Origin of the sequence: Arthrobacter humicola, from assembly GCF_022803015.1 — a bacterium.
Lineage (GTDB): Bacteria > Actinomycetota > Actinomycetes > Actinomycetales > Micrococcaceae > Arthrobacter > Arthrobacter humicola_A.
In genome coordinates, this window is record NZ_JAFKON010000001.1 from 674883 (window position 1) to 691780 (window position 16898).

Sequence of the window (16898 nt, forward strand, 5' to 3'; positions counted from 1 at the left end):
GACCCTACGTTACGAAGCAGCCCGACCCCGTAAGCTAGCTGACATGCAGCAGCGTTATGTCGGCAACAGTGGGTTGCGCGTGTCCGCCCTATCCCTCGGCACCATGTCCTGGGCCAGGGAAACCGAGGAACAGGATGCCGCCGCCCTGGTGCGCACCTTCGTCGATGCCGGCGGAACCCTGATCGATACGGCGGCGTCCTACGCCGACGGGCAGGCCGAGGCGATGCTCGGCGGAATACTGGGCGACGTCGTGGCGCGCTCCGAAGTGGTGATCTCCACGAAGGCCGGACTGACGACGGCGGACGGTCGCCGCAGCGTCGACACATCCCGCAACGGCATGCTCTCCGGGCTGGACGCGAGCCTGGCCCGGATGGGAACCGATTACGTGGATCTCTGGTTCGCGCACGCCTGGGATCCGAATGTTCCGCTGGAGGAAACCCTGTCAGCGCTGGACCACGCGGTGCGGTCCGGCCGGGCGCGTTACGCCGGCGTCTCCAATTTCAACGGCTGGCAGACTGCAAAGGCCGCCGCAATCGCGGGCTTCCCCCTCGTGGCCAACCAGTCCGAATACTCGCTCCTGCAGCGCAACGCGGAGATTGAGCTCATTCCGGCCATCGAGGACGCGGGGCTGGGCCTGATGGCCTGGGCTCCGATGGGACGCGGCGTCCTGAGCGGCAAATACCGCGGCCACATCCCGGCTGATTCCCGGGCCGCCAACCAGCGGTTGGCGACGTACGTGGAACCCTATCTCGAGGGACCGGCGTCCAGCGTGGTGGAAGCCGTCGCCATGGCGGCGAAGGGGCTCGGCCGGACTGCCCTGGATGTGTCGCTGAGCTGGCTGTTGTCCCAACAGGGGGTGGCAACCGCCGTCGTCGGCCCCCGGACACCGGTTCAGCTCAAGGAGATCCTGGATTCGGCGCTCGCGCCGCTGCCGCCGGAGATCGCGCAGGCGCTCGAAGACGTGTCCGACCCCGGCTGAGGCCGCGGAGATCCGCAGGTCCCCCTAGTTCTCGGAATTCTCGAGGATCTCGAGGTCCTCTTCGTCGTCGACATCGTCTTCGTCGCCGTCTTCGTCGCCGTCGATCACTTCGAGCGGCGTCACTTCCCCGTACGCCTCATACAGGGCATCGTCGTAGACTTCAAAGGCATCGGCAACGGCGAAGAACGCCGCCTCGACCGCGGGATCCCCGTCACTTCTGCGGGCGGAGGCCGCCGCCAGGTGTTCTTCCAGTGCAGAGGTCAGGGACTGAAGCGCGACACGCGGATCGATGCTCATGACTTCACGTTAGTCGGAAAAAGACGAAAATGGAGAGCAATGAAAGAACATTTTCTGAGCAGCTCGGTCCGGCGGGAACGGGACTATGTCAAGCAGTACGAGTACCTCGTTCTGACGGTCGGTCCTGAGGATTCGCTCCCCGAGGCCCGCCGCCGGCTCGTGGAGCATTCCGAGTACGGCAAATGGGAACTGGAACGCAGCCGCCTCTACGTGGGCGGTGGGCGGCGTTTCTGGCTGCGCCGGAAAGTCATCCAGGTCCAGCGCACCGTCTAGGCCGCACACGGATCCCGGCCGCGCATCGGCCGGGATCGGCAGCCGCGAACGCCGCGGGGAGTCCTGGGCCCCTAGGATGTCTCCAGCGGGCCCAGCCAGGCGTTCGCCACGGTATTGTGCGCCGATTCGTCATCTGATGGGTGGAACATGCCGGCGAGCACGTCCCGGTACAGCCGCTCGAGCTCGGAGCCGCGGAAGTAGCTGGAGCCGCCGGATACCCGGATGGCGAGGTCCACCACGATGCGGGCCGTCTCCGTGGCCCGGACTTTGAGCCCCACGAGCCGGGGGAACCATTGGCTGCCGTGGTCCGCGAGGCCGTCGACGTCGGCCGCTACGGAGGACAGCTGCGGGTAGAGCGCATCCATGGCCATCGCCGCTTCCGCCACCTTCCAGCGGATGTCCGGGTCCTGGGCGTAGCTGCGGCCGCCGTTCTTGAACGATGTCCGGCGCTGCACCGCTTCCACCCCGAGCGTGAGGGCCCGTTCGCCGATTCCGGTGTACACCGCGGCGAGGAGGGTCTCGAAGCAGGCGAAGATCGCGAAGATCAGCGGGTCGGCGTTCGGGCCCACCGGCAGTTTCCGGAAAATCCGTTCGGCCGGGACGACGGCGCCCTCCAGGAGGGTCGTGTTGGACTGGCTGGCCCGCATGCCCAGCGTGTCCCAGTCGGGCAAAATCTCGTAGCCGGGGGTATCCCGGGTGATGAACCCGTGGACCAGTTCCCCGGCGCCGTCCGCGGCGTTGGCGTCCTTCCCGAAGATGCCCAGCCGTGTCCACGCCGGTGACAGGCTGGTGAAGATCTTGCGGCCCGTGAAGCTGTAGCCGCCGCCGGGCAGCGGGACGGCCTCCGTGCGGGAATCGAACAGCACGGAGTCGTTGCCTGCCTCCGAATTGCCGAAGGCGAAGACCTCACCCTGGGCCGCTTCCTGAAGGATGAAATCCAACGAGGAGTCACCGCGGGCGGCAAGGACGTGGGCGACGCCGGTCCACACCAGGTGCATGTTGACGGCCAGGGCCGTGGCCGGCGCCGCGGTCGCCAGCCTGCGTTGCAGCTGCGCCGCTTCCGCCAGCCCGAGTCCGAGCCCGCCGTCGATCACCGGGACGAAAATTTTCAGGTAGCCGGCCGCCGTGAGATCCGCGAGGTCCTCGTGGAAGAAGGCGTTGTCGCGGTCGTAGCCGGCGGCGCGGCCGCGGATCCGTTCCAGCAGCGGCCCGCTCAGGATGTCCTCGGGCGTCATGGCAGGCAGTGTCCGCTCAGTAGTTGGTGAGCAGGGTGTCCAGCACCCGTGCGCCGAATTTCAGGGAATCCGCCGGGACCCGCTCATCGACGCCGTGGAACATGCCGGTGAAGTCGAGCTCGTCCGGCAGCATCAACGGGGCGAAGCCGTAGCCGGTGATGCCGAGCCGGCTCAGGGACTTGTTGTCGGTCCCGCCGGAGAGCGTGTACGGCAGCACCTTGGCGCCCGGATCCTCGGAATGCAGGGCATCGATCATCGAATCGACGAGGTTGCCGGCGAACGGCACCTCCAGCGAGACGTCGTTGTGCACGTAGCTGATGTCCACTCCGGTGCCGGCGAGTTCGCGCACGATTTCCAGCACCTGCTGTTCCTGCCCGGGCAGGGTCCGGCAGTCGATGAGGGCCTCGGCCGATTCCGGAATGACGTTGTGCTTGTAGCCGCCTTTGAGCAGGGTGGGGTTGGTGGTGTTCTGCAGTGTGGCGCCAACAAAGCGGGCCACCGTACCGAGTTCCTTCAGGATCTTCTCCGGGTCATCGGGATCGAATTCGACCCCGGTGAGTTCGGTGACGCCGTCGAGGAACTGCCGGGTGGTCGGCGTGAGCTCGATCGGCCAGTTGTAGGCACCAATCCGGGAGACCGCTCCGGCAAGCCTGGTCACGGCGTTGTCGGTGTTGATCTGGGAGCCGTGGCCCGCGCGGCCGTGGGCCACCAGGCGGAGCCAGGAGAGGCCCTTTTCCGCCGTCTGGAGCAGATAGGTGCGCTGGCCGCCGATGGTGGCGGAGAAGCCGCCGACTTCGGAGATCGCCTCCGTGGCGCCCTCAAAGAGTTCGGGCCGCTTCTCGACGGCGTAGCGGGCGCCGTAGGTGCCGCCGGCTTCCTCGTCGGCGAAGAACGCGAAGATGAGGTCGCGCTTGGGTTTGCGTCCCGTGCGGGCGAAGTTGCGCAGCACGGACAGGATCATGGCGTCCATGTCTTTCATGTCCACGGCGCCGCGTCCCCAGATCAGGCCGTCCTTCAGTTCGGCGCCGAAGGGGTCAACCGACCACTGTTCGCGCAGGGCCGGGACGACGTCCAGGTGGCCGTGGACCACCAGGGCGCTGGCGGAGGGGTCCTCCCCCGCCAGCCGGGTGACTACGCTGGCTCGGCCGGGCGCTGCTTGGAAAATTTCGGCGTCCAGCCCGACTTCTGCCATGAGCCCGGCGGTGTATTCGGCGGCCGCGCGTTCACCGGGGCCGGAGCCGTCGCCGTAGTTGGACGTGTCGATCCGGATCAGCTCCTGGCAGATCCTGACGACCTCATCCTCTGGCCTGGTTTCGGTCCGGTTGTCGGTCATAGCGGCTCCTCGTGGCGGGTGGCTCAATTGCTTGCTTCAGCCTACCCACACCACCCCCGCGGACCCCGATTATTTGTTTCCGGAAAAGTCGTGCTAGAGTCTTTCTCGCTGCTTCCGAGAAAAGCAAAACGCTGAAAGGCGAAACGAACTCGGAATTACCACCTGCGCGGGTGGCGGAATGGCAGACGCGCTAGCTTGAGGTGCTAGTCCTCGAAAGGGGGTGGGGGTTCAAGTCCCCCTCCGCGCACAAGGGAAAACCCCTGGAATCCACGGATTCCAGGGGTTTTTTTCTGCTTCCCCGCAGACGGGCTACGGCTTCGCCCGCGCTGCCGCTGAATACCAATACCCGCCACCCCGGCCAGTAGCCCACCCGACGTGCCCACCAAAGGATGGCCGCACAACGTTCTCGCCTCGTGGCCGCCGGCGTAGAGTCTGCGCAAGAGACTTGCAAGCGGATCGAGGGATGACAAATGACAGTTAAAGGCTGGAACCCGCTGGTGCTTTTGCCCGTCGCGTTCATCGTCGTCTTCATGGTTTGGGCAGCTCGACGCGCCCGAGGCCGGACGTCCAAGGACTAACGACCCGCAGACCGGGGAGCGCATCGTCTCCCGCGGCGGCCGCCGCCGTCGACAGGAACACTGGGACCTCACCCCGCGGCCGGGCCACCAAAAGACCGCATCCCTGCCGGCCCCCCAAAAGCTCCTGCAGGAATGCGGCCGTCGTGGCGTCAGCCGGAGCGCGGCTCCCCTGACGGGCAACCCTTAGGCTGCGTGCCTCCACTATGGAGGCGGTACCGGAGGCGTGGCCCGGTACCCCTCCGGTGCAGAAATAGACATGTCCAATTCTGTTTTCAGAGGGTAATGCAAAATTATTGGACATGTCCAATCGGATGATATCGTCTTCTGGATCCACCCTTCGACCGCAGAAAAGGAGCCGCGCGATGAACGACGCGTCAGTCGATTCCGGGCCGGGCGCTGCACTCGCAAGGAAGCTGAACCTTCTCCTTGATTCCTCGGAAGCCGCCGGGAAGAAGATCACCTTCAACGACGTCAGCGCCGCCATGAAGACGGCGGGCACCCCGATCTCCCGCGCCCGCTGGCACTACATGCGCACCGGGTCCGGGCCCGAGGTGAAGAAGACCGAGCTCCTGCAGAACCTCGCAAAGTTTTTCGGCGTGAACCGCGACTACCTGCTGCACGACCAGGACGAGCTGCCCCAGAAAGTCGAAGCCCAACTCGACCTCCTGGCCAGCATGCGGGCCAACAAGGTCCGCAATTTCGCTGCCCGGCAACTCGGCGGCCTGTCACCCGAGACGCTCCTTCAGATCCGGGACCTCATCGACGAGCAGCTGGCGGAGACGAACGTCACTTCTTCCGACACGCCGGGCGCCGGAAAGGCCCCTGAACAGGGCTGATACGCTCCTCCTTGGAGTCGGAGGGACTCCGGCCCCTTATCGGACCATCCCAAGGATCAGCTCCATGGATTACAGCGTCGCCCGAGCGCGGGCCCGGACTGCGGAAGAAGGCCTGCGGCTGCAGGAACCGGTCTCCATGAGTTCCATCCAGACCCAACTGGAGACCGCGAGCGGGCGTCCGATTGTCATCAAGCCGATCGGCAACACCCCCACCGACAAGGTCTGTGGCCTGTGGTTCGGCATGGACGGCCTGGACCTCATCCTCCACGCCAAGGCGGCGTCAGAGGTGCACCGCCAGCAGATCGTCCTGCACGAGTTCGCCCACATGATCCTCCGCCACGAGCAGGAAGTCCTCTCGCACGACTACGCCCAGGTCTTCTTCCCGGACCTCGACCCGGAGCGCGTCGTCTCGGCCCTGAAACGCACCGACTTCGCCGACGAGCTCGAGGTAACGGCCGAACTCCTTGCCGACCGGCTTGCCTCCCGCATCCGCCGCTCCTACCAGCAGCCGGACGCGGAGCCGGGCAACTTCGGGGCGGTCTTCGGATGATGCAGTTCCTGATGGCCGCGGCGCTGTTCCTGTTGGCCGGTGCCCGCATTCCCGCCCTGCTTCGCAGCCGGAGCGACCTGGTGTTCACCTGTGCCGTGTACGGAGGCGTGGGCTCTTTGCTCATGTCCCCGGTTGTCTACGTCCCCGTCGATACGGCCCTGGGCGGCATGAACCTGGTCAAACTGGTCCTGAACTCCCTGATGATTGTCTCTCTCTGGTATCTGCGCCTCGCCGCATACGCCGCCATCGCCCCGGAAGCCGGCGGCCGCCGGTCCTGGTGGACACGCACACTTCCGTTGACGCTCACGCTGAGCCTGCAGACCGCGTTCTTCCTCCTCACAGGACCCACCGTCACGACCCCCGCCTGGGGCATCTACGAGGACCGTTTCCCGGCTCTCCTGTTCTCACTGATGCTCACCCTCTTCATCTGTTCGATGAGCGCGGAAATTGCCGTGATCTGCTTCCGCTACGTCCCGGGGATGAGCCGCCCGTTCCGCGTCGGTTTCTCCATGCTGGGCGCCGGCTGCATCATGGGCTTCCTGGTGATGGCCGAGATGTGTCTGTCCCTCTTGGCCCGGCACCTGACATTCCTGGCCGTACTGGTCAGACCTGACTTCCCGTACCATCAGCTGGAACTGGTCGCGACCGTCCTGGCCGGCGCCGGACTCACGATCCCGGCGGTTGCCGGCAGGGCTGCCCGCAAAAACCTGCACCGCCGGAACACCGAAACCCTCGCACGCGTCGAGGCCATCTGGTCCAAGGCGCTGCAGAGCACGTCGCTTGACCGGACCCTTGAGGCCGACCCCCAGGCGCCGGTACAGGACAGGCTGCACCGGATGGTTGTCGAAATTCGGGACGCTGAACTCGCTGCGGGCACTTCGGCGGCCTTCCTGACCGCGGAGGAGCGCAGCTACCTGCTCTGCGTTGAAGCAAAGCTCCATAACTCCCCTGCCCCGGCATAGCCTGCGACAGCTACGGAAAGCCCCCATGCAACTCCTCACGCACCCGACCCGCCGAACACGCCCGAGCGGTACGGACATGTACGGGATCTACCGGAACATGGTCCTCTTCGATTTCAAGTCTGAAATCCATTCGGGCTTCTTCGTCGCCTACTACCGCAACTTCGCCATCCCCTCCACAGCAAGGACCCTGGCGGCGACCGGGGAGATGAAATCCCGGCCGATGAAGCGCTCCTACGACACCGGCATCGTCCTCCACGAGATCATCGCCAACGGGTTCGAGCACGAACGCAGCCAGGCCATGATCAACCTGCTCCGCCGGGTCCACAAGGGGGTGCCCGGTACCCCGGACGACTTCGTCTACGTCCTCATGACCTTGCTTGTGCTGCCGCTGCGCTGGACCGAACGTCACGGCTGGCGCCGGCTGACGGAGCTGGAGAAGCGGGCCGCCACGGACTTCTACGCCGAACTGGGCCGGCAGATGGGGCTCGAGGGCATCCCGGCCACCTTCGCGGAGGCGGAGCGGTTCCTGGACGAATACGAGGACCGGAACATGGGCCCGAGCCCCGAGGGTTCGATGCTGTTCAATGCGACCGTCGCGGCCTTCGCCAGCCGTATCCCCGCCCTGCTTCGCCGGTTCACCCCGACCATCCTGGCGCTGATGATGGACAAAACCCAGGTCGCTGTGGCCCTGGGCCTGAAACCTGCCCCGGCAGTGCTGCGCGTGCCGTTCAATGCGGTGCTGCGGTTCCGCTCCCTCAAGGCCAGGCTGCGTCCGTTGCCGACGGAGCCCATATTTGTGCCGGGAAAGATGAACGTCGTGGCATACCCGGACGGATACACCCTGGACCAGATCGGCCCGTGGGGGAAATCAGCCAACGTCTGAGGCCCGGGTACCGGGTGTGAGAGCAGATACGGGTCGCAGGACACGGAGAGCCCCGCCGGAATCTGAACTGCTCAAATCCCGGCGGGGCTGATTGTTGTGGTGAGAGTTCGCCTTGCCTAGCCCACGTGGATGGCGGGCCGGAGTGCCTGGTCGGGCTCTGTCTCGCGGAGGATTTCGCGCACCAGCGGCGCGGTGTCGCCCTCACCCAGGAACAGGTACCGCATGAGGTGGCCGACGGGGTTGCCCTCGGACCACTCGAAGTAGCACTGGGGCTTCGTGCCGGTCGAGTCGCGCATGGCCAGCAGGACCGCCGCGATCGCGTTCGGCACGGCCGGGGACTTCACCCGCAGGACCCGGTAGCCCTCCACTTCGATGCCTTCGACCCGGAGCGTGTGGCTGAACGCCGAAGGATCGGAGATTTCCACTTCCAGGAAGATGACATCCGCCGGGCCCGGGACGGGATTCAGCCCGCGCTGTTCGTACTCTTTGTCCGCGTACTCAGCCTTGTCACCGGCCTGGCGTTTGTTGGCGATGACGTTCAGTTGCCCGTCGAAGGCAATCGAATCGGTGATGAACTGCCGGGCCGCCTCGTCGAACTCGATGGTTTCCAGCCGCAGTTCGGTGGTGCGCTGGACCCGGGAGATGAGCGAGACGACGATGATGCCGGCGATGAAGAAAGCCGAGATCGCAATGCCGTCGGGCTTTTCGATGACATTGGCGGCCAGCGCGTACAGCAGGACCAGGGTCAGCGCACCGAAGCCGATGGTGCCGGCGCGGCTGTGCCGGCGGATCGCGGAGACTGTCACGGCGACGGCTCCGGAAACCATCATGGCCAGGATGCCGGTGGCGTAGGCACCTGCCTGGGCGTTGACGTCGGCGTTGAAGGCGATGGTGATGCCGACGCTCAGCACGGTGTAGACGATCACGACCGGGCGGACGGCCCGGCCCCATTCCGGCGCCATGCCGTAGGCCGGCAGGTACCGGGGCACGATGTTGATGAGCCCGGCCATGGCGGAGGCTCCGGCGAACCAGAGGATCAGGGCGCTGGAAATGTCGTATACGGTGCCGAACCCGGCGCCGAACAGGTCGTGGGCGAGGAACGCCAGGGCGCGGCCGTTGGCCTGTCCGCCCTCCTCGAACTCCTTGGCCGGGATCATGACCGTGGTGAGGAAGCTGGTGGACATCAGGTAGACGCTCATGATGGCCGCCGCCGTGGTGAGCAGCTTGCGGGTGTTCCTGACCCGGGACGCCATGACCTGCTCGGGGCTGTCGCCGGTGGCCTTGATCAGCGGCATCATCGAGACGCCGGTCTCGAACCCGGACAGGCCCAGGACCAGCAAGGGGAAGGCGATGACGGCCGGGCCGATCAGGTCCATGGGGCCGCCGCCGGCGCTGGCGAGCAGCCGGTCGGTCCAGCCGGCGATCAGGGACGGATTGGAGAAGACGTGCATGAACCCGGCGGCGACGACGACGGCGTTCAGGAGCAGGTAGACGGCCACAAGCGGAATGGCGACGCCCACGGCCTCATTGAAGCCGAGCAGGAACACCCCGCCCAGGATCAGCAGCAGGATCACCGTGATGATCACGGCACTGCCTTTCAATCCCGCCGGGACGATCGGGTTCTCGAGCAGGTGCACCGTCGCGTCGGCTCCGGAGAGGGTGATGGTGATGATCCACGAGGTCGCCACGAACCCGAGCAGCAGCAGCACGAAGAACTTGCCGCGCCAGAACGGAAGCAGCTTCTCCAGCATGGCAACCGAGCCCTGCCCGTGCGGGCTCTCCTGCGCGACCCGGCGGTACATGGGCAGCATGCCCAGCAGGGTCAGGGCCACAATGAGCAGGGTGGCCAGCGGCGACAGGGCACCGGCGGCCAGGGCGGCGATACCGGGAAGGTAGGACAGGGTTGAGAAATAGTCGACGCCGGTCAGGCACATGACTTTCCACCAGGCGTTGGGCTTGTGATCTTCCTCGGCTTCGGGGCCGGCGGGTGCGACCTGGTTGGCCAGTAGCCAGCGGACCAGGGGCTTGCGGTCCGGGCGGTCGGCCTGCTTCAGGTCAACTTGCGCCGGGACGGCGTGGTCAGAAGTGGTCTGCATCGGATCTTTCTGTTGGTGGCCGGGCGTGTGCCGGGCAGGAGCAAGTCCTGGGAACCGGTCAATTGTAGTGCCGGGCCCCCTTTGCGGCGGCCAGCTGCAGGCCGCGTCCGGAACGGCGAGCCTACCGCGGCTCCGGTCCGGGCAGCTCCGGTCCGGACATCTCAGGTCCGGCCAGCTCCGGACCGGGCGGCTCAAGTCCGGGCAGCGGGTCCTTGCCGGTCCATGTCTTCACGACCGTCCACGTGACGGCGGTGATCGGCACGGCCAGCAGCGCGCCGACAATGCCGGCCAGTATGGTGCCGGCAGCCAGGACGAGCAGTATCGCCAGGCCGTGGATGCTGAGGACCCTGCCCATCAGGACCGGCTGCAGGAAGTGGTGTTCGAGCTGGTTCACGCCGATGACCACGGCCACAACAATGAGCGCCTGGACCAGTCCGTTGGAGACCAGCGCGACGACAATGGCGAGGGTGCCAGCGACGGTAGCGCCGACGATCGGGATGAATCCGCCGATGAAGATGAACACTCCCAGCGGCAGGGCCAGCGGCACTCCCATGATGGCGAGGGTGATCCCGACGACGAGACCGTCAACCGCGGCCACCATGGCCGTGCCGCGGACATACCCGCCCAGGACGACGGTACTGCGATCCGCCGCCAGCCGTGCCTTGGCGCGCTGGTCGGCCGGCAGCATGCCAATGAGAAAGTCCCGGATTTCGGGCCCGTCCTTGAGGAAGAAGAACAGGGTGACGGCCATCAGCACCGCGCCGGTGAAGATTTCCACCGCGGTGCGGGCACCGGTGAGGGCTTCTGCACTGAACGTGCTCGAGGTGAAGAACTCCCGCACCGAGTCCATGACGGCGGTGATCTGTTGGTCGCTGACAGGGACAGGTCCGTGGTTCAGGAATGAGTGCAGTTGTTCGACTCCCGCAGCGGCCCGGGCCGTGAGCTCGCCCCACTGGTTGGAGACCAGAATGACGATGCCGGCGATGACGCTGCCGAAAACGGCGAGAATGGCCACGAACGAGGCAACCACCGCGAGGGCGCGCGGCCACGCGTGCCCGGTGAGCCAGCGGACCAGCGGGGAGATCGCTGCGGCCAGGATAACGGCGATGAGGACGGGGATGATGACGAGCGGGATGCGGCTGGCGGCCCAGATGATCGCCCATGCGAGGGCGGACACGGCGAGGACCTGCACGGAGCGGATGCTGGCGCGGCCCAGTCCGTCCGACCAGATGGCCGGCATTGCGCTGCGGGGTTCGATCATAGGGGTTCTCCCGGCGTTCGGACGCGGTGGCTAGGCCCAGCGCAGGGGTTTCGGCCTGGACTGTTGCCACGCATAGTAGAACCGCAAGCGGGCTTCGTTGCCGCGCTGCTGCTCAAGGGCGTGCAGGCGCCCGAAGGTAAATCCGGCGCCGGGGCCAGCCGCGGCCTGCCCCGCCAGCACCAGTAGGGTTTCCCGGGTGACGACGCTGTCCTGGAAGTCTCCGAGGATCTCCTGGATGCCCTCCGCGGCCCGGGCAACGTTCGTTGCTTGAGTGCCGAAAATGGGGGCAGCCGCCTCTGCGGCATAGCGCAGCCGCTTCGCAGCCTTCCGAACTTCATGCAATGCGGCATCTTGCGGTGTCCCGCCTGCGCCGCCGTCAAGGGACCGGACCGCCGCCTTGAGGCGTTTTCGTTCCGCGGAGACGAGCCGTCCAACCGTCCCCGGCGCATCGTTGCCTGCCCCGCCGCTCAGCGGAGGTACCGCAAGGAAGGCATCGAGGGCATCGAGGAGGCGGAAGTAGCGGGTGCTGTCCATCGCGGCCAGGCCGGTGGCAAGGCCCTGTTGCTGGACGGTGCCGAGGTGCTCCTGGATCTGCTGCGCGACTGGTCCGATTAACAGCTCCGGAGGTTCGGCACTGATCATGTCCTTTAGCCGGGCACGGATGACCTCGGCGTCCCGGGCCTGGCCCACGTTGCCGGCGAGCCACTGGAGCTCGCCCCTAAGAAACCTGGCCGACGTCGTATCTGTGAGCGTTCGAAAGGTTGCCAGTGCCGACCGCAACCGGCGGGCGGCCACCCGGAATTGATGCACGGCATCGGGCGCATTGACCCGGACGCGAGGATCATTCAGCTTCACGGCGCGTACCTGTTGGGATACGTACGAGAGCATGACGTCCGAGGCCGGACCGTCCCGGCTCGGCTTTGGAGCCGTGGCCGGATTCTCCGGATAGTCCGGTCCGAGCGCCCGGGCGAGCTTGGACGGGTGCGTGGCGATGGTGACTCCCTCTGCGGCGCACAGAGCGTCAGCGTCCTGGAGCAGCCGACGGGGGCCGTCGGCGAGTTCCAGTTCCCATTCCCGCCACCGCGACGGTCCCGCGCGGGTTAGCAGGGATTGGGCCTCGACACGGTCGTCACTGAAGTTGGCAAGGACTGCGCCGTCGGCGGCGTATAACGGCGTCAACCTCCGGCTGGTCCGGATGTGTGCAACCGGAATCAGCGGGTGGCAGCGGGTGTGGACGAGGACCAGCTGCCGTAAATTTTCCGGCACGGCATCCTGATCGCCGCCAAGCGGCTCCTGTATAGCCCGGCGCTCCCCCACGGCGACCGGCAGTTTGAGGTGCCATCCTGGATCCGGACCGGCGGACCGCCGGCACAGGGTGATCCGTTGCCTGGCCAATGCCAGTGCTTTGGTATCAAAGCAGACGGCGTCCAGCATTTCGTTGACGGGCTGCCCGGCGCGATCTACCCCTGGGATGGATGCCAGTGGCGGGAGGGCGTCGGATTCCGAAGGGCTGTACTTGCGTTCCACCTCGATCGCGTCGGCGGCCATGCTTCATTTTAGGAACTCCTGCACGCGCCGGGCGTGTGCCCAAAGGCCCCTATCGGAGGAGATTGTCACGGGAACCGGGTGCTGGGGACGGGTGGCCGCGCAGTTCAGGGCCACGGCCCTGCGGAAGGCGCACAGACGCGGCGGTATGAGGCTGGAAAAATGACTTGCCCGGGCATGCGGCGGCGAGTAACTTTCGGAGCAGTGGGCCGGCGGACCGCTGGCCCCTGCGAGAGGACCGCCATGCCAACCATAATCGGCCACCACGATGTCAAGGACAAGGATCATTGGCTTGCCTCGCCGAAGCGCGAAGAGGTGTTCGGCCCACTGGGGATCACCAACATTCGTACGTTCGTCAACCCCGAGAACCCGACGCAAGTCGCAGTGATGATGGATGTCCCTGACGTGGATGCCCTGATGGCCGCGATGCAAAATGACGTAATGGGCGAGGCGATGGCCTACGACGGCGTACTGCCCGAGACCCTGGTCATCCTGGTCGAGGCCAAGCCCTAGCTTCACCGGGGCGGACACCGCCGGCGGTGCAGGCGGATGTGGCGAAGCTCCGGTCAAATAGCGGTTGACCGGAGCTTCGGGTCCATTATGGGCAGTGGTTCCTGTGTATTGGCCGGGAATAGGCTGACCGCTAGTGGTTCAGCAATTCGCCCATGAGGGGCGCATTGCGGACATCGTCGGTCAGGGGGCTCAGCCCCCACACGTCCTCGATGGTGTGCAGCAAGGAATAGTGCGAGTAGGCGGCGTTGGATGTGAAGTGCTTCCGCGCTGCCGGGCCGGCAAAAACCGTAGCCACCCGGTTGTCGTCTTTGCTGCCTTCATCCCACGTGAGCACCAGCAGGGAGTTCTGCGTCGTGAAGGCCGGGGATCCCAGGATCCTGGGCACTTCGCGGGCGAGCCAGTCGTCTCCGGTGCCGATGGAGCAGTCGTGGGTGTCGTGGCACATGTCCGGGCTGATGAAAGCGTAGTCCGGCAGGGTCGACGGCGACTGCAGGTCCTGCCCCAGCCGGTCATACGGAACAACATGGTCCGAGCAGGAGGCCACGTCGTCCGTCACGGCAGGGTAATACATGAACGGATTATGCTTCACCGCATACCGGAGGGAGTCATGCGCGGCGCAGGGCGCGGGCATGCCCTCGGCATACATTTTCCAGGTCCGTCCGGATTGGGTGATCTCATCGGCGATCGAACGCACATCGGCGGTGCACGAGTCCGGTTTGCAGTCGCTGGTGATCCCCGCGCTCGTTCCGCTCGTGAGGGCGAGATAGTTGGGCAGGCTCGGGTGGGTGATGGCCCGGTAGTTGGCGGCCACCGAGAATTCCGCCGCAAGCTTGTTGAAGTAGCCCGCTTCGCTGGCGCCCATGATCTGCGAGGCCGCCTTGTTCTCCTGGACGATGACCACAATGTGCGCGATTCCGCTGCTGGCCTGCCCGCCAGGGGCGGGGTGCGGGGCCGGCTGCGCGAAATACGGGGATGGTGGTGGGGCCGCGGCGGTCGGGTCCTGGCCGGGGGACGCGGGCGGCGATTCGGTCCCGGCCGGCCCGGCAGGCAGGGACCCGGCCGGTGGGGACTCGGCAGATGGGGACTGAGAAGGCGGGCCGGCCTGGAAGGGGTGCACCGACGTGCACCCCGCCAGCAGCATCGCCAGCGCCCATCCGCCGGCCAGGGAGAGTCGGCCGATCCGCGTCATCGGTCCATGCTAGCGGCCGGTATTGGTGCGGCCAATGCTGTCTGCATTCCCGGCCTCAGGCCAGGCTCAGGTCAAGAAACTGCCCGCACCCGGTCCAGGGCCCGGTCCCCCGTGTCCGGTCACCCTCCGGGATGCAGCGCGCCGCGGACGGTGCCCAGCAGGGACAGGAACCGCTCGTTGTCCGGCAGGTCATCGATCAGCACCACACCCTCGGGAGCGGCCAGCGGAATGCGCCAGTTCGGGTATTCGGTGCTGGTGCCCGGCTGGTTCTGGGTCCGGGTCTCCCCCACGGCGTCGACCAACGCCACCCCCAGCAGCGCTGACGGGGCCAGCGCCGTGTAGGCGTACAGCGCCTCCACCGCGGTCCGGACGTCCGTGCCGTTTTCTGCCAGCAGGCCGCGTGCCCGGACCCGGGCCAGCACGGCCTCCTGCTCGGCCGCGGCCTCGGCGCGTTCTTCCGCCACGGGCCGCCGCAACAGCCCGAGCGATTCGCGCAAGGTGACGTGTTCACCGGCGAGGTAGCCCGCCGTCGGGGGGAGATCGTGGGTGTTGACGCTGGTCAGGCACTGCTCGCGGTAGTGCTCCGGCGGAATCGGGCCATCGGCGTCGTGTTCGAACCAGAGAATCGACGTGCCGAATATCCCCCGCTCGGCCAGGTAGCCGCGGACCCACGGCTCGAACACCCCCAGGTCTTCGCCAATCACGATCGCCCCGGCCCGTTGCGCCTCGAGGGCAAGGATGCCGATGAGCGCCTCGTGGTCGTAGTGCACATAGGTGCCGCTCTCCGGCCCCCCGCCCTCGGGGATCCACCACAACCGGAACAGGCCGAGGATATGGTCCACCCGGATGCCGCCGGCGTGCCGCAACACGGTGCGGAGCATGTCCCGGTAGGCGGCATAGCCGGATTCGGCGAGCCGGCCCGGATGCCATGGCGGCTGCGACCAGTTCTGGCCCAGCTGGTTGAACATGTCCGGGGGCGCACCAACGCTCACGCCCCGGGCAAGAACGCCGGAGAGAGTCCAGGCGTCGGCACCGCCGGGTTTTACCCCGACAGCGAGGTCATGGACGACTCCGATCCCCATCCCCGACTGGCGTGCCGAACGCTGGGCCGCCTCGAGCTGCTGGTCGCAGAGCCACTGCAGCCAGCAGTGGAATTCGATCCGGGCTGCCAGCCTCGGCCGCTGCTCGACACAGTACGGCGACGCCGGGGATGCAGCCGCTCCGGCCCATTCCGGCGCCGACGGCGGCAGCTCTTCGGCGAGCGCAGACCACAGCGCAAAGTCCTCTAGCCCCTGCCCCTGCTCGGCGCGGAAGTCGGCGAACTGCCGGGTGCGCGCCGGCCCGCGGCGGACCGCAAACACGCGTTCCAGCGCCGAGAGCTTTGCCGCGTAACTGGCGTTGCGGTCCAGGAGGTCCCGGGAACGGTTGGCCGCCTGCTGGCCTTCGGCCAGGCGTGCCACCTCGGCCCGGCCGGCTGCGTCCAGGTAACCGTATTCCGGGATTTCCTCCACCCGCAGGTAGAGCGGGTTGAAGAAGCGCCGTGTGGTGGGCAGGTACGGGGAGTCCTCGACCGGCGGCACTGGTTCGGCGGCATGCAGCGGATTGACCAGCACAAAGCCGGCCCCCTGCTCCCCGGCAACCTCGGCGAGGTCCCCGAGATCGGCGAAGTCGCCAATCCCCCAGGACCGGGAGGACCGCACGGAGTACAGCTGGGCCGTCAGTCCCCAGGTGCGGCGTTCCTTGAGCAGGGCCGAGGCCCGGAGCCGGCCGGGCGTAACTACCAGCGGACACTGCGCCGCCGTGCCCGCGGCGTCGGCTCTCAACGTGTGCCAGCCGAGACCGAGGCTGCCGGGTATGGCGAACGTGGCACGTCCCGTGAGGACGCCGTCGACGTCGACCGGCTGGTCCCAGTTCTCCCGCTGGGCGGCCTCATAGCTGCTGCCGTCTTCGGCGTCGATCCAGACGCGGACTTCGCTTCCGTGCGGGACGTGGACCTCGACGCGGGACTCCTGTCCCTCCCTCACTACAAGGACCGGGGGCAGGATGCGCCGCCAGTGTGCCAGCCGGGACTCGGCCAGGGAGCGTTGCTGCTCCTGGGGCCCGTTGGCGGGGACCCCGAGGGCCGACAGCACGTCCTGCAGGGTCCCGGCGGCCACGGAACGCTGCACTCCGTCCCAGCCCCAGTAGCTGGTGTCGACGCCATAGGCTGCGGCGAGTTCGCGCAGGAGCGTGTCGGCCGTATCAGTGTCCCCGGTCTGCCCGGGACTTCCGGGGGCCGCGGCGTTGCCGGCGTCTGCAGGATGATTGGGGTTTGGACGGTCCTCGGGGTTTGCGGGGGTCTCGGGGTGCGTCTGGTCCACCATGCGCC

Annotated in this window: 15 protein-coding genes and 1 tRNA gene; 8 read left to right on the top strand and 8 right to left on the bottom strand. The window is 66.8% G+C overall.

The window, feature by feature from the left end:
• Positions 1-43: 43 nt before the first annotated feature.
• Entirely contained in the window at positions 44-979 is a 936-nt protein-coding gene (locus ARTB_RS03150) for an aldo/keto reductase (RefSeq protein ID WP_243177614.1), read from the top strand.
• 24 nt (positions 980-1003) lie between these two features.
• Here ARTB_RS03150 and ARTB_RS03155 read toward each other — a convergent pair whose 3' ends face one another.
• Positions 1004-1276: a hypothetical protein gene (locus ARTB_RS03155; RefSeq protein ID WP_223916379.1), complete on the bottom strand. Its 273-nt coding sequence runs from the start codon at positions 1274-1276 to the stop codon at positions 1004-1006.
• Between the two features lie 39 nt (positions 1277-1315).
• Between ARTB_RS03155 and ARTB_RS03160 the strand changes: the two genes are divergently transcribed.
• Complete coding sequence (locus ARTB_RS03160; RefSeq protein WP_018772920.1) at positions 1316-1549, top strand: DUF5703 family protein; 234 nt, start codon at positions 1316-1318, stop codon at positions 1547-1549.
• A 71-nt stretch (positions 1550-1620) separates the two neighbouring features.
• Here ARTB_RS03160 and ARTB_RS03165 read toward each other — a convergent pair whose 3' ends face one another.
• A complete protein-coding gene (locus ARTB_RS03165; RefSeq protein WP_243177616.1) occupies positions 1621-2784 on the bottom strand; it encodes an acyl-CoA dehydrogenase family protein in 1164 nt (387 codons plus the stop codon).
• A 16-nt stretch (positions 2785-2800) separates the two neighbouring features.
• Entirely contained in the window at positions 2801-4117 is a 1317-nt protein-coding gene (locus ARTB_RS03170; RefSeq protein WP_243177617.1) for a M20/M25/M40 family metallo-hydrolase, read from the bottom strand.
• A 164-nt stretch (positions 4118-4281) separates the two neighbouring features.
• Here ARTB_RS03170 and ARTB_RS03175 point away from each other — a divergent pair.
• The 5 genes from ARTB_RS03175 to ARTB_RS03195 all read left to right on the top strand — a co-directional run bounded on the left by ARTB_RS03175 (position 4282) and on the right by ARTB_RS03195 (position 7926).
• Positions 4282-4364: transfer RNA gene (locus tag ARTB_RS03175), tRNA-Leu, on the top strand.
• Between the two features lie 693 nt (positions 4365-5057).
• A complete protein-coding gene (locus tag ARTB_RS03180) occupies positions 5058-5531 on the top strand; it encodes a hypothetical protein (protein WP_243177619.1) in 474 nt (157 codons plus the stop codon).
• Positions 5532-5595: 64 nt separating this feature from the next.
• On the top strand, positions 5596-6081 hold the full coding sequence (locus ARTB_RS03185; protein WP_243177620.1) for a hypothetical protein: 486 nt from the start codon (positions 5596-5598) through the stop codon (positions 6079-6081).
• Positions 6078-7043: a hypothetical protein gene (locus tag ARTB_RS03190; RefSeq protein WP_243177622.1), complete on the top strand. Its 966-nt coding sequence runs from the start codon at positions 6078-6080 to the stop codon at positions 7041-7043. Before ARTB_RS03185 ends, ARTB_RS03190 begins: the two co-directional genes overlap by 4 nt.
• Before the next feature lie 25 nt (positions 7044-7068).
• Positions 7069-7926: an oxygenase MpaB family protein gene (locus ARTB_RS03195; protein WP_243177624.1), complete on the top strand. Its 858-nt coding sequence runs from the start codon at positions 7069-7071 to the stop codon at positions 7924-7926.
• A gap of 116 nt (positions 7927-8042) precedes the next feature.
• On the opposite strand, the gene ARTB_RS03200 is transcribed toward ARTB_RS03195, so the two are convergent.
• The 3 genes from ARTB_RS03200 to ARTB_RS03210 form a co-directional block, all read right to left on the bottom strand.
• A complete protein-coding gene (locus tag ARTB_RS03200) occupies positions 8043-10022 on the bottom strand; it encodes an amino acid transporter (RefSeq protein ID WP_243177625.1) in 1980 nt (659 codons plus the stop codon).
• 121 nt (positions 10023-10143) lie between these two features.
• Positions 10144-11283 (bottom strand): AI-2E family transporter, encoded by a 1140-nt coding sequence (locus tag ARTB_RS03205; protein ID WP_243177627.1) that lies wholly within the window; start codon positions 11281-11283, stop codon positions 10144-10146.
• Between the two features lie 30 nt (positions 11284-11313).
• Complete coding sequence (locus ARTB_RS03210) at positions 11314-12831, bottom strand: CYTH and CHAD domain-containing protein (RefSeq protein WP_243177629.1); 1518 nt, start codon at positions 12829-12831, stop codon at positions 11314-11316.
• Between the two features lie 240 nt (positions 12832-13071).
• On the opposite strand from ARTB_RS03210, the gene ARTB_RS03215 reads away from it, so the two are divergent.
• On the top strand, positions 13072-13341 hold the full coding sequence (locus tag ARTB_RS03215) for a hypothetical protein (protein ID WP_243177631.1): 270 nt from the start codon (positions 13072-13074) through the stop codon (positions 13339-13341).
• Between the two features lie 130 nt (positions 13342-13471).
• On the opposite strand, the gene ARTB_RS03220 is transcribed toward ARTB_RS03215, so the two are convergent.
• Positions 13472-14530 (bottom strand): alkaline phosphatase family protein, encoded by a 1059-nt coding sequence (locus ARTB_RS03220; RefSeq protein ID WP_243177633.1) that lies wholly within the window; start codon positions 14528-14530, stop codon positions 13472-13474.
• 119 nt (positions 14531-14649) lie between these two features.
• Positions 14650-16893, bottom strand: a complete 2244-nt coding sequence (malQ, locus tag ARTB_RS03225; RefSeq protein ID WP_243177635.1) for a 4-alpha-glucanotransferase — start codon at positions 16891-16893, stop codon at positions 14650-14652.
• Between the last annotated feature and the right edge of the window lie 5 nt (positions 16894-16898).

Bases quoted from the DNA above. Each gene is read 5' to 3' on its own strand.
- ARTB_RS03210 (WP_243177629.1), bottom strand. From the start codon at position 12,831: ATGGCCGCCGACGCGATCGAGGTGGAACGCAAGTACAGCCCTTCGGAA.
- ARTB_RS03165 (WP_243177616.1), bottom strand. From the start codon at position 2,784: ATGACGCCCGAGGACATCCTGAGCGGGCCGCTGCTGGAACGGATCCGC.
- ARTB_RS03155 (WP_223916379.1), bottom strand. From the start codon at position 1,276: ATGAGCATCGATCCGCGTGTCGCGCTTCAGTCCCTGACCTCTGCACTG.
- ARTB_RS03195 (WP_243177624.1), top strand. From the start codon at position 7,069: ATGCAACTCCTCACGCACCCGACCCGCCGAACACGCCCGAGCGGTACG.
- ARTB_RS03215 (WP_243177631.1), top strand. From the start codon at position 13,072: ATGCCAACCATAATCGGCCACCACGATGTCAAGGACAAGGATCATTGG.
- ARTB_RS03200 (WP_243177625.1), bottom strand. From the start codon at position 10,022: ATGCAGACCACTTCTGACCACGCCGTCCCGGCGCAAGTTGACCTGAAG.
- malQ (WP_243177635.1), bottom strand. From the start codon at position 16,893: ATGGTGGACCAGACGCACCCCGAGACCCCCGCAAACCCCGAGGACCGT.
- ARTB_RS03170 (WP_243177617.1), bottom strand. From the start codon at position 4,117: ATGACCGACAACCGGACCGAAACCAGGCCAGAGGATGAGGTCGTCAGG.
- ARTB_RS03180 (WP_243177619.1), top strand. From the start codon at position 5,058: ATGAACGACGCGTCAGTCGATTCCGGGCCGGGCGCTGCACTCGCAAGG.
- ARTB_RS03160 (WP_018772920.1), top strand. From the start codon at position 1,316: ATGAAAGAACATTTTCTGAGCAGCTCGGTCCGGCGGGAACGGGACTAT.
- ARTB_RS03185 (WP_243177620.1), top strand. From the start codon at position 5,596: ATGGATTACAGCGTCGCCCGAGCGCGGGCCCGGACTGCGGAAGAAGGC.
- ARTB_RS03220 (WP_243177633.1), bottom strand. From the start codon at position 14,530: ATGACGCGGATCGGCCGACTCTCCCTGGCCGGCGGATGGGCGCTGGCG.
- ARTB_RS03205 (WP_243177627.1), bottom strand. From the start codon at position 11,283: ATGATCGAACCCCGCAGCGCAATGCCGGCCATCTGGTCGGACGGACTG.
- ARTB_RS03190 (WP_243177622.1), top strand. From the start codon at position 6,078: ATGATGCAGTTCCTGATGGCCGCGGCGCTGTTCCTGTTGGCCGGTGCC.
- ARTB_RS03150 (WP_243177614.1), top strand. From the start codon at position 44: ATGCAGCAGCGTTATGTCGGCAACAGTGGGTTGCGCGTGTCCGCCCTA.